Raw genomic sequence first — 11,292 nt, forward strand, 5'->3', positions numbered from 1 at the left:
CTCGGACTGCGCGACCTCCTCGTCGCCGGCCTCCTTGGCGCGCCTGACCTCCATGTGGTGTTCGTACTCGGCGAGCACGCGCTTGTAGACGACGTCGCTCACGCCCACCTTGTCGGCGAGGCGCGGCAGGGCCTCGTAGGCCTCCTCGGACGCGGTCGACTGGGCCAGCTTGAGCTCCTCGTCGACCGCGGTGTCCTCCGGCAGGCGGGAGAACCGGATGATCGTCGGCAGCAGGATCGCCTGCACGATCAGCGTCAGGACGACGACACCGGACGTGATGAGGATGATCTCGTCGCGGAACGGGAACGGGCCGCCGCCGACGACCGTCTCCGGCACCGCCAGCGCCGCGGCCAGTGACACGGCGCCGCGGAACCCGGCGGCCGACGACACCAGCCGTTGGCGGGCGCCGACGCGGCGGAGTCGTTGCTGTGGACGGCGATCGAGCGCCCGGATGATGTACGGGGTGGTGTAGCTCCACAGCAGGCGGGTGCCCGTCACGGTCAGCGCCACCAGGCCGATCGCGCCGAACGCGGTGAGGGTCTCCGAGCCGTCCAGCGCGCGGATCGCGCCGTTGGCCTGGAGTCCGATCAGGACGAACAGGGCGCCGTTGAGCAGGAACGTGGCGATGGTCCAGAACGCGGAGCTCTGCTGGCGGGTGTCGGCCGGCACGATGCGCGGACCGACCTGCGACAGCGTCAGGCCGCACACGACCACGGCGATCACGCCGGAGCCGTGCGCCACCTCGGCCAGCAGGAACGCGGAGAACGGCGTGAGGATGCTGACCACGCTCTCGTGCAACGGGCTGTCGAGCCGCTTGCGTACCTGCACCGCGAGCCACGCGATCGCGAGGCCCGCCAGCGCGCCGCCCACGTAGGACAGCAGCAGCCGCACCCCGACCAGGCCGGTGCTGAACTGCTGCTCTCCCGTGGTGATCGCGATGGCGATGGCGTAGATCACGAGCGCGGTGCCGTCGTTGATCAACGACTCGGCCCGCAGGATCGTCGTGGTGCGGCGCGGCATGCCCCGTGCGATGGCCGAGACGGCGGTCGCGTCGGTCGGGGCCAGTGCCGCGCCGAGCACCCACGCCGGGCCCCAGTCGAGGCCCAGCGCGTGGGCGACCGCCGCGACCGACCCGGCGGTCGCGAGCACGAGCAGCGTGCTGAGCAGCACGATCGGGCGCAGGTTGCTGCGGATCTCCCGCAGTGAGGTGTTGAGGCTCTCCCAGTACAGCAACGCGGGCAGGAAGATCAGCAACATCGCTTCCGGCGGGAGGCTGACCGATTCCAGCCCCGGCACGAAGCCGAGCACCGCGCCACAGAGGACGAGCAGCACCGGTGCCGCGAGGCGCAACCGTCCGGACGCGACGGTGCTCGCCAGGATGCACACGCCCAGCACCACTACGAGTTCGAGACCGAGCATGGCCTCAAGATAGGCGGCTCACGCGCCGAGCGCGCTATCCAGTTCGGCGAGCAGACGCGACTTCGGGCGAGCTCCGACGATCTGGTGAATCGGGACGCCGTCGCGGAACAGCAGCATCGTCGGCAGCGACATGACCTGGTAATCGCGAGCGGTGGCCGTGTTCTCGTCCGCGTTGATCTTGAGCACGGTCAGGTCGTCGCGCTCGCGGTCGATCTCGTCGAGCACGGGCGAGAGCATGTGGCACGGTCCGCACCACTGCGCCCAGAACTCGACGAGAACGGTCCCGGTCCGGGTGCTCTCGGCGAAGGTGGCGTCGGTCAGCTGCACTGGTACTCCTCAGGGTCGGGCACGAGGCACGGGTCTTGGAAGGCGAGTCTGGCCAGCAGGAACTCCCGGACCGCGTTGAGCCGGTCCAGGCACGCGTCGACCTCGGCGAGCTTGCGCCGGTAGACCTCCCGCGAGTCGGGACACGAGTCACCGGACTCGTGCCCAGCGCGCAGGCAGGCCACGAACGGCCGCGTGTCCTCGAGCGACAACCCGACGGCCTGCAACGACTGGATCTCCCGCACCAGCCGCAGGTCGTGCTCGCCGTACTCGCGGTACCCGTTGGACGCGCGCCGCGCCTCCAACAGCCCCTCGGACTCGTAGAAGCGCAGCGCACGGGTCGTGGTGCCGGCTCGCTTGGCCAGTTCGCCGATCCTCATGGACGGAACGCTAAACCTTGACGCGCACGTCAAGGCAACCTTTTCAGTCCGCGGCGAGCCCCGGCAGCGGTGAGGCGTGGTGCCGGGAAGGGCGCAGTGCAAGCGCGGCGCTGGGCACGCCCAGGTGCGGTGCGCTGCGGGGAACGCCCCGGTGCGGTACCCGGCGGCCAGCACCCCCAAGGGCGAGGCGAAGCGAGCCGTCTTCCCTGTGAACCGCCGGGAAGCGGCGATGACCACCACCGCGCCGTCCGGGTCTGCGCAACCACCTACGCAAGCCGAGGCGTTCACCGGCGGCCAGCCGCAGTCCACCGCGGCATGGCCAGCAAGCGCGGATTATTCCCGCCCCAGCCAGTTTTCCCACCCAGTGGCCGCCCCAGCGCCAAGCCCTCCCACCGCAACAGAATGCGGGGAAAACGAGGAGAGGGGGACCGGTGGGTTCACAACTGCACCTGGCCGCAGCGCTCCAGGCGACCGGCGACGAGGCGTACAGCGCGAAGCACTGGGCCGGGCTCGTGCGCGAGGCCGAGGACGCCAAGCTCGACTTCGTCACGTTCGACGACTCCCTGGACGGCCGACCAGGGCTGGACGCCGTGCTCACGGCCGCGCGAATCGCGCCGCTGACCACGCGGATCGGCCTGGTGCCGGTGGCGGTGGTGACGCACACCGAGCCGTTCCACGTGTCCAAGGCGATCGCGACGCTCGACCACGTGAGCAAGGGGCGTGCCGGTGTTCAGCTCACCGTTGCACCGAACCCCGCCGAGGCCAGGCACTTCGGGCGCCGCGAAGACCTCGACGACCTGTGGGAGGAGGCGGCCGACTACGCCGAGGTCCTGCGCGGGCTGTGGGACAGCTGGGAGGACGACGCCGAGATCCGCGACGTCGCCACCGGGCGGTTCATCGACCGCGAGAAGCTGCACTACATCGACTTCGAGGGTCGCTGGTTCTCCGTGCGGGGGCCGTCGATCACGCCGCGGCCGCCGCAGGGGCATCCGCTGGTCGCGGCCACGGAACCGGTGGGGGACATCGTCTTCTCCGACGACCCCTCGGCCACCGACAGGCTCGTCTTCCGGGACGTCGACGCCGCCACGCCGGTCGACCAGCTGATCGCGTGGCACGAGGAGGGGTTCGCGGGCTTCCGCCTGCACGGCGACCTCACGAACATCACCCGGGAACTCGTGCCCGAGCTGCGGCGGCGCGGGCTGTTCCGCGCCGAGTACGAGCACACGACGTTGCGCGGCCACCTCGGCCTCACCCGTCCTGCCAACCAGTTCGCCTGAAGGAGCGCGAGATGACCAAGCAGATCCACCTCGCCGCGCACTTCCCCGGCGTGAACAACACGACCGTGTGGAGCGACCCGCAGGCAGGCAGCCACATCGACTTCGACTCGTTCGTCCACTTGGCACAGACGGCCGAACGGGCGAAGTTCGACTTCTTCTTCCTCGCCGAGGGGCTGCGGCTGCGCGAGCAGGGCGGGCAGATCTACGACCTGGACGTCGTCGGCAGGCCGGACACCTTCACCGTCCTCGCCGCGCTGGCCGCCGTCACCGACCGGCTCGGGCTCGCGGGCACGATCAACTCGACGTTCAACGAACCCTACGAGGTGGCCAGGCAGTTCGCCTCGCTCGACCACTTGTCGGACGGGCGCGCCGCGTGGAACGTCGTCACCTCGTGGGACGCGTTCACCGGCGAGAACTTCCGCCGCGGCGGGTTCCTGGAGCAGGAGGACCGCTACACGCGCGCCGAGTCGTTCCTGCGCACGGCGTGGAAGCTGTTCGACACCGGTGTGGGCCCGTTCGAGCACCAGGACCAGCACTTCGGCATCAGCGGCACGTTCGGCGTCCCGCGCTCGCCGCAGGGCCGTCCGGTGATCCTCCAGGCCGGGGACTCGGAGGAGGGCAGGGAGTTCGCCGCCGCGACCGCCGACGCGATCTTCTCCCGGCACGGCACGCTGGAGGCGGGGCAGAAGTTCTACAGCGACGTGAAGAGCAGGCTCGCGAAGTACGGCCGCACGCCCGACCAGCTGGTGGTGCTGCCCGCGGCCACGTTCGTCCTCGGCGACACGGACGCGGACGCCCAGGAGAGGGGCGCCGTCGTGCGGCGGCAGCAGGTCAGCGGCGCGACCGCGATCCGGTTCCTGGAACAGGTGTGGAACCGCGACCTCAGCGCGTACGACCCGGACGGGCCGCTGCCCGACGTCGAGCCCGTGACCGGGGAGAACACCATCGCGAAGGGCCGCGCGAGCGTGCGGATGTTCAAGGACCCGGCCGCGACCGTGCGGGAGTGGAGGGAGAAGGCCGCGGCCAAGAACCTCTCGATCCGCGACCTCGTGATCGACGTGAGCGCGCGGCAGACGTTCATCGGGTCGGCGGACACCGTCGCCACGCAGATCGACGACCTCGTGCAGCAGGACGCGGCGGACGGCTTCATCCTCGTGCCGCACGTGACGCCCGGCGGGCTGGACGAGTTCGCCGACACCGTCGTGCCGTTGCTGCAGGAACGCGGTGTGTTCCGGGAGGACTACTCGGGTCCGACGTTGAGGGATCATCTCGGACTCCGATAGTTGTTCAGCAAGTGGACGTCCTTGCCCAGCTGATTCGCCGGTACCTACCGTGAGCGTCGTTGAGTGAGTGCTCTCCTCGGGGAGCGCAGGGAAGGGAGGACAGGATGGCCGTCTTCGCCACGATCATCCTGTCCTCCCGCTGCCACAACGACTGCACGAGCTGACCTTCCAGCTCGCCTCACGTTCCCCGCCGCAGCAAGGACTCCCCGATGGCCTCTCCTGGCACCCTGACACTCGTGTCCACAAAGGACGACGATCCGGCGTCGTTGCCGGTCGTGCCGGCGCGGCACCCGTGGCGCTGGGTCGGCGTCGCGTTCGTGCTGGTGCTGGCCGCGCAGTTCGTCCACGGCCTCGTCACCAACCCCGCGTGGGACTGGCCGACGTTCGCCCGCTACTTCACCGCCCGGTCGATCATCACCGCCGTCGGCACGACCATCCTGCTGACCGTGCTGGGCACCGTCCTCGGGTTCGCGCTCGGCATCGTGGTGGCGGTGCTGCGGATGTCGAAGAGCCCGTTCCTGCGGGCCGTCGGCTGGACCTACGTCTGGGCGTTCCGGTCGATCCCGCTGATCGTGCAGCTGCTGTTCTGGTTCAACATCTCCTACCTCTACCAGCGCCTGAGCCTGGGCATCCCGTTCGGGCCGGAGTTCGTGAGCTTCGAGACCATCGAGCTGATCAGCCCGATGGGCGCCGCGGTGCTCGGCCTGGCGCTGCACCAGGCGGCCTACGCGGCGGAGATCGTGCGGTCCGGCGTGATCTCGGTCGACCGGGGGCAGCTGGAGGCGGCGGCCGCGCTCGGCATCCCGAGGTTCCGGCAGTTCCGCAGGATCGTTCTGCCGCAGGCGATGCGGTCGATCCTGCCCAACGCGGCCAACGAGGTGATCAGCCTCTTCAAGGGCACGTCGGTGGTGTCGGTGATGGCGATCGGCGAACTGTTCTACCAGGTGCAGGTGATCTACGGCCGCAACGCCAGGGTCGTCGCGCTGCTGATGGTCGCGACCGTCTGGTACATCATCCTGACGACCCTGCTCTCGGTCGGCCAGCACTACGTCGAGCGCTACTTCGCGCGAGGAGACCGCCGATGATCGAGGTTCTGGGCGTGCACAAGAGCTTCGGCACGCTGGAGGTGCTGCGCGGGGTGTCGCTGGAGGTCGCGGCGGGCGAGGTCGTCGTGGTGCTCGGGCCGTCCGGGTCGGGCAAGTCGACGTTGCTGCGCACGATCAACCACCTGGAGAAGGTCGACCGCGGGTTCATCACGATCGACGGCGAGCTGATCGGCTACCGCCGCCGCGGCGGGAAGCTGCACGAGCTCAAGGAACGCGAGATCCTCAAGCAGCGCAAGGACATCGGGTTCGTCTTCCAGAACTTCAACCTCTTCCCGCACCTCACCGCGCTGGAGAACGTGGCGGAGGCCGCCGACCTCGCCTCCGCGCGGGCGTTCCTCGACCGGGTCGGCCTGGCGGACAAGGCGGGCGCCTACCCGCGGCAGCTCTCCGGCGGCCAGCAGCAGCGCGTCGCCATCGCCAGAGCCCTTGCCACGCAACCGAAGGTCGTGCTGTTCGACGAGCCGACCTCGGCGCTGGACCCGGAGCTCGTCGGCGAGGTGCTGGACGTGATGCGCGACCTCGCGCGGTCCGGCACCACGATGGTCGTCGTCACGCACGAGATCGGCTTCGCCCGCGAGGTCGCCGACCGGGTCGTGTTCATCGACCAGGGCGTGATCGTCGAGGAGGGCTCGCCGGCCGAGGTCCTCGACCACCCCGTCCACGACCGCACCCGCGCGTTCCTGTCCAAGGTCCTTTGAAGGAGTCCGTTGTGCGCAAGACACTTCTCGCCGCCCTCATCCTGGTCCTCGCCGCGTGCGGAACCGCCGAGAGCGAGCCCGCCACCAGCGGTGGCGCGAACCTGAACGTCAACCTCGGCCCCGGCCAGAACCGCGTCACGGCCGCGAAGGACGACAAGATCGCCTCGAAGGTCCCGGAGAAGTTCAGAACCAAGGGGGAGCTCGTCATCGGCGGAGACGCCGGTACAGCGCCACCTCTGCGGTTCTACGCCACCGACGACAGGACCGTGATCGGCGTCGAGACCGACATCGCCACGCTGATCGCCGACGTGCTGGGCCTGAAGCCCCGTCTCGAGATCTCGTCGTGGGAGAACCTGTTCGTCGGCCTCGACAGCGGCGCCTACGACCTCGGCCTGTCCAACATCACCGTCACCGAGGCGCGCAAGGAGAAGTACGACTTCGCCACCTACCGCCTGGACACGCTGGCGTTCGAGGCGAAGAAGGGCGGCAGCTGGAAGGTCGCGAAGCCCGAGGACGTGGCCGGCAAGGTGATCGCGGTGTCGTCCGGCACCAACCAGGAGAAGATCCTCGTCGACTGGAGCACGAAGAACGTCGCCGCCGGCCTGCCCGCCACCGACATCAAGTACTTCCAGAAGTCCTCCGACTACTACCTCGCGCTGCAGTCCGGGCGCATCGACGCCTACCTCGGCCCGAACCCGACCTCGGCCTACCACGCGGCCACGTCCGGTCAGACCGAGGTGATCGGCAACTTCTCCGGCGGCGCCACCGTCCAGGGCAAGATCGCCGCGACCACCAAGAAGGACAGCGGGCTCGTCGGCCCGGTCCAGGAAGCCCTGAACCAGCTGATCGCCAACGGCAAGTACGCCGAGGTGCTGAAGCGCTGGGGTCTGTCCGACGAGGCGGTGCCCACGTCGGAGATCAACCCCCAGGGCCTGCCGAAGACCTGACCGAGGAGACGGACAATGCGGTTCAGCATCACCATCGACACCGAGAACGAGGAGACCGCGTTGCGGCTGCTCGCCGCCATGAAGGACGCGGGCCTCGTGCAGTCGCCCGCGGAGCCGGTGCCCGGCGACGCGGAGGTCCGGATCCTGCCGCACACCCGGCAGGTCCTGCTCCGCGACGAGGTCGTCGAGACGACCCGGCTGGAGTTCGAACTGCTGCTGCACCTGTGCAAGCACCCCGACCGCGTGCACCGGCGCCGTGAGCTGTTGTCGGCGGTGTGGGGCATCGACGACGACTACAGCGGCGCCCGCACGGTCGACGTGCACGTCCGCCGGGTGCGGCAGAAGCTCGGCGACGCGGCCGACGTGATCCAGACCGTCCGCGGCGTCGGCTACCTCGCGGCCTCCAGCAGCCGCGTGCGGGTCGAGGACGCGGCGAACGTCGTGCGGCTGGCGGACCGCCGCGCGGGATGACCGACGAGGTCCTCTGGACGCGGCCGGGCGCACCCGAGGTCGCGGAGATGATGGCCGAACTGCTGCACGAGTACGTGAGCAGGTACGGGCCGGTGGCCGGGGAACGGATGGAACGGTTCCCCGACGACACCCTGACACCGCCGGACGGCCGGCTGATGGTGTTGCTGCGGGAGGGCGTCGCCGTCGCCGGTGGCGCCTTCCGGCGGCACGACTCGACGACCGCGGAGCTCAAGCGGATCTGGACGCACTCGTCGTACCGAAGGCAGGGCCTCGCCCGCAGGGTGCTGGAGGTGCTGGAAGCCGAGGCCGAGCGTCTCGGCTACCGGCGCCTGTACCTGACCACCGGGCCACGCCAGCCAGAGGCGCGCGGCCTGTACCTGGCGGCGGGCTACACGCCGTTGTTCGACGTCACGGTCCCGCCGGCCGGGCCGCTGCCGTTCGAAAAGGAGTTGCCCCTGCTCGTGGAACCGGTGTTGCATGCGGCGACACCGGGCCTGCGGGGGAGTGGTTGATGCACGAGGGCGAGATCGCGACGGACGTGTCCCTTGTGGACTCGCTGGTCCGGTCGCAGTTCCCGCGCTGGCAAGGACTTCCGATCACGAAGGTGGAGCACGGCGGCACCGTCAACGCGATCTACCGCCTCGGTGACGAGCTGGCGGTGCGGCTTCCGCGCATCGGACGGGCCAGTGGCGAGGCCGAACGGGACTTCGACACGGTGCCGCGGCTCGCCCCGCACCTCCCGGTCGCCGTTCCGGAACCGCTGGAACTGGGGGAGCCCACCGAGGAGTACCCGTACCGGTGGACGGTCGTGCGCTGGTTGCCCGGTGACATCGCGACGATCGGCGAGGCCGGCGAGAGCACACCCGTTCGCCTCGCCGAGTTCGTCCAGGCCCTGCAGGGGATCGACGCCGCCGGTCGGCCGTGGACGACCAGGCGAGGGCGCCGGGACCACTCCGGCAGCGACGAGCAGGTGCGCGCGTGCATCGCGGAGCTCGGCGGCGACCCGCGCCTGCTCGCGTTGTGGCAGGAGGTGCTCGACGCGCCGCGCTGGCACGGGCCCGGGCGGTGGCTGCACGCCGATCTGCACCGGGGCAACCTGCTGTTCACCGGCGGCGAGCTGACCGGCGTGATCGACTGGGGCGCCGCGGGTGTCGGAGACCCCGCCGGCGATCTCATGACCGCCTGGCTGTTCCTCGACGAACGCGGCCGTGCGCGGTTCCGGCGCGAGCTGCGCGAGTTCGACGACGCCACCTGGCTGCGAGCGCGCGGATGGGCGCTGGAGATGGCGGTCGTGGCCCTGCCGTACTACCGGGACACGAACCCGTTGCTCGCCGGCATCGCCCGTCACGTGCTCGACCAGCTACTGTCGGAACGCGCCGGGTGACGTGCCCGTCTCGCGGGCGAAGAACTTCGTGAAGTTCGTGGCCTCGCTGAACCCGAGCCGGTGCCCGATCGCCGCCGACGACAGGTCGGTGTGCACGAGCAGCCGTTTGGCCTCCAGCGCCACACGGGCGTCGATCAGCGCCTTCGCCGACTGGCCCGTCGCGGCGATGCAGATGCGGTTGAGGCTGCGCAGCGAGTAGCCGATCCGCGCCGCGTACTCGGCGGCGTTGCGCGTGGTGGCGAACCCGCGTTCCAGCTCCTGCTGGAAGCGTTCGAACCGGGCGTCGTCGCCGGGGGAAGCCGCGCCCGGCAGGCGGGCGACGCGCAGCAGCAACGCACCCAGCAGCTGCCGCAGCAGGTCCACCGGTTCGTTCGTCAGCACGTTGCGGCGGTACTCCTGCCGGAGGTCCTGCACGGCACGGTTGAAGACGGCCCGTTCCGCCTGGGGAACGGTGTGGCGGACCGGTCCGAACGGGCTGAGCGGGTGGTCGGGGAACGCCGGGGTGAAGAGCACCACGAACGCCTCCGCGCCCCCTGCCGGAAGACGGAGCACACGGCCGGGGCTGACGTGCAGCAGCGTGCCCGGCCCGCAGCGGTGGCCCACGAAATCGACCATGGCGTCCGCCTCGCCGGAGGTGACCAGGAACAGCTGGTGGAAGTCGGTGCGGTGCACCTTCGACAGCGTTTCCTCGGTGAGCCTGCGTCTGAGTGCGGCGAGGTCGAGCACCTCGACCCCGAGCTTGCCGCGGTCGGGGTTGCTGAACCCGAACCGCGTGACCTGTCCACTTCTGACCATGGTGAGGCGTGATCCTACCTCGTTCTCCCCGCTGCGCCGGGGCATCGTGGGAGCCATGGAGAACAAGGAGATCGTGCTCAAGGCGACCGGCGAGCTCTTCGGCGCCAAGGACCCGTCCGCCGTGGACCGCTGGGTCGCGCCGGACTACCGCCAGCACAGCTCGCTCGTCGCGGACGGACCCGAGGCGTTGCGCGGCCTCGTCGCCCAGCTGCCGGAGGGCTTCCGCTACGAACCAGCCCGCGTGATCGCCGACGGCGATCTCGTCGCACTGCACGGCGTCTACCACGGCTTCGGCCCGCAGCCGCTCGTCGCGTTCGACCTGTTCCGCGTGCGGGACGGCAAGCTGGCGGAGCACTGGGACGCGCTCACGCCGGTGGTCGAGCGGACCGCGAGTGGACGGTCCCAGACGGACGGACCGGCCGAGCCCTCCGGTTCCGAGACCGAACGGAACCGCGCGCTGGTCCTGGAGTTCGCACAGCGGATTCTGCAGGACGCCGACTACTCGGTCCTCACCGACTACGTCTCGACCGAAACCTACCTGCAGCACAACCCGGAGGCCGCCGACGGTCTCGACGGGTTCGGTGCCGCGGCGGCGAAGTGGGCGGCGGAGGGGAAGAACCTCGTCTACAAGACCGTCCACAACGCGGTGGCGGAGGGTGATCTGGTACTGCTGCAGTCGGAAGGCGAGTTCGGCGAGCCGGTGGCGTACTGGGACCTGTTCCGCGTGGACGACGGCAAGATCGTCGAGCACTGGGACGTCATCACCCCGATCCCGGCCGGCCTGCCGCACGCCAACGGGGTGTTCTGAGCCGTGCTCGCCGAACCGCCGGGACAGGGTGGTTGACGTCCACTGTGGAGGGACCGCCTGACCGCGGCGGGAGGCCGGGCGAGCGCCTCCGCTGCGGCGGCGCGGATCGCGGCTCTCGCTCGGCGCCCCGGCGTGGTCGATCCGCGCCGGCCGCGCAGCGGCCACTCCGCGCACGACCTGCTCGACCGGCACTGCCGTGGGCGCCCGACGCCTCGGCGGTGCCGGTCTGCCTGTGGTGCCGATCTGCCCGCCGTGCGGCGGACCCGGTGAGCAGTGCCGCCGAGCCATAGCACATCGCGCCATCCGCGAACCGGCGTAATGGCCCCCGCCATCTGGGGTCATTCGTCAGGTTACGTAGATGAGAAAGTTTCACTACCCCTCTCGACGGCACCTTCGATCT

The 11,292-nt window shown here is 70.2% G+C and carries 13 protein-coding genes; 9 read left to right on the forward strand and 4 right to left on the reverse strand.

Going from position 1 to position 11,292, the window contains the following annotated elements:
- The 3 genes from VM306_RS08945 to VM306_RS08955 all read right to left on the reverse strand — a co-directional run.
- Positions 1 to 1,419 (reverse strand): Na+/H+ antiporter (locus VM306_RS08945; RefSeq protein ID WP_325512915.1); only part of this gene is annotated, 1,419 nt, incomplete at its 3' end.
- An 18-nt stretch (positions 1,420 to 1,437) separates the two neighbouring features.
- Positions 1,438 to 1,746, reverse strand: coding sequence for a thioredoxin (trxA, locus tag VM306_RS08950; RefSeq protein WP_325512916.1), 309 nt, complete (start codon positions 1,744 to 1,746; stop codon positions 1,438 to 1,440).
- The gene (locus VM306_RS08955) at positions 1,737 to 2,123 is read right to left on the reverse strand and encodes a MerR family transcriptional regulator (RefSeq protein ID WP_325512918.1); all 387 of its coding nucleotides are present in this window, start codon (positions 2,121 to 2,123) and stop codon (positions 1,737 to 1,739) included. Before VM306_RS08955 ends, trxA begins: the two co-directional genes overlap by 10 nt.
- 431 nt (positions 2,124 to 2,554) lie before the next feature.
- Here VM306_RS08955 and VM306_RS08960 point away from each other — a divergent pair, with 431 nt between their 5' ends.
- From VM306_RS08960 to VM306_RS08995, 8 genes are all read left to right on the forward strand, one after another.
- The gene (locus tag VM306_RS08960) at positions 2,555 to 3,400 is read left to right on the forward strand and encodes an LLM class flavin-dependent oxidoreductase (RefSeq protein ID WP_325512920.1); all 846 of its coding nucleotides are present in this window, start codon (positions 2,555 to 2,557) and stop codon (positions 3,398 to 3,400) included.
- Positions 3,401 to 3,411: 11 nt separating this feature from the next.
- A complete protein-coding gene (locus tag VM306_RS08965; protein WP_325512922.1) occupies positions 3,412 to 4,683 on the forward strand; it encodes an LLM class flavin-dependent oxidoreductase in 1,272 nt (423 codons plus the stop codon).
- Between the two features lie 236 nt (positions 4,684 to 4,919).
- A complete protein-coding gene (locus VM306_RS08970; protein WP_325512924.1) occupies positions 4,920 to 5,768 on the forward strand; it encodes an amino acid ABC transporter permease in 849 nt (282 codons plus the stop codon).
- Positions 5,765 to 6,487 (forward strand): amino acid ABC transporter ATP-binding protein, encoded by a 723-nt coding sequence (locus VM306_RS08975; protein WP_325512926.1) that lies wholly within the window; start codon positions 5,765 to 5,767, stop codon positions 6,485 to 6,487. The genes VM306_RS08970 and VM306_RS08975 overlap by 4 nt, the downstream gene beginning before the upstream one ends.
- Before the next feature lie 11 nt (positions 6,488 to 6,498).
- The gene (locus VM306_RS08980; protein ID WP_325512928.1) at positions 6,499 to 7,434 is read left to right on the forward strand and encodes an ABC transporter substrate-binding protein; all 936 of its coding nucleotides are present in this window, start codon (positions 6,499 to 6,501) and stop codon (positions 7,432 to 7,434) included.
- A gap of 15 nt (positions 7,435 to 7,449) precedes the next feature.
- Positions 7,450 to 7,905: a winged helix-turn-helix domain-containing protein gene (locus VM306_RS08985; RefSeq protein WP_325512930.1), complete on the forward strand. Its 456-nt coding sequence runs from the start codon at positions 7,450 to 7,452 to the stop codon at positions 7,903 to 7,905.
- Positions 7,902 to 8,417, forward strand: coding sequence for a GNAT family N-acetyltransferase (locus tag VM306_RS08990; RefSeq protein ID WP_325512932.1), 516 nt, complete (start codon positions 7,902 to 7,904; stop codon positions 8,415 to 8,417). The genes VM306_RS08985 and VM306_RS08990 overlap by 4 nt, the downstream gene beginning before the upstream one ends.
- Positions 8,417 to 9,289 carry an aminoglycoside phosphotransferase family protein gene (locus VM306_RS08995; protein ID WP_325512934.1) on the forward strand — a complete coding sequence of 291 codons (873 nt, stop codon included), beginning with the start codon at positions 8,417 to 8,419 and terminating at the stop codon, positions 9,287 to 9,289. Before VM306_RS08990 ends, VM306_RS08995 begins: the two co-directional genes overlap by 1 nt.
- Here the strand turns inward: VM306_RS08995 and VM306_RS09000 are convergent.
- The gene (locus tag VM306_RS09000; protein ID WP_325512936.1) at positions 9,266 to 10,084 is read right to left on the reverse strand and encodes a helix-turn-helix transcriptional regulator; all 819 of its coding nucleotides are present in this window, start codon (positions 10,082 to 10,084) and stop codon (positions 9,266 to 9,268) included. The two genes, VM306_RS08995 and VM306_RS09000, sit on opposite strands and share 24 nt — an antisense overlap.
- 55 nt (positions 10,085 to 10,139) lie before the next feature.
- Between VM306_RS09000 and VM306_RS09005 the strand changes: the two genes are divergently transcribed.
- Positions 10,140 to 10,892, forward strand: coding sequence for a nuclear transport factor 2 family protein (locus VM306_RS09005; protein WP_325512938.1), 753 nt, complete (start codon positions 10,140 to 10,142; stop codon positions 10,890 to 10,892).
- Positions 10,893 to 11,292: the final 400 nt, after the last annotated feature.

The organism is Lentzea sp. (assembly GCF_035525475.1).
Classification (GTDB): Bacteria; Actinomycetota; Actinomycetes; order Mycobacteriales; family Pseudonocardiaceae; genus Lentzea.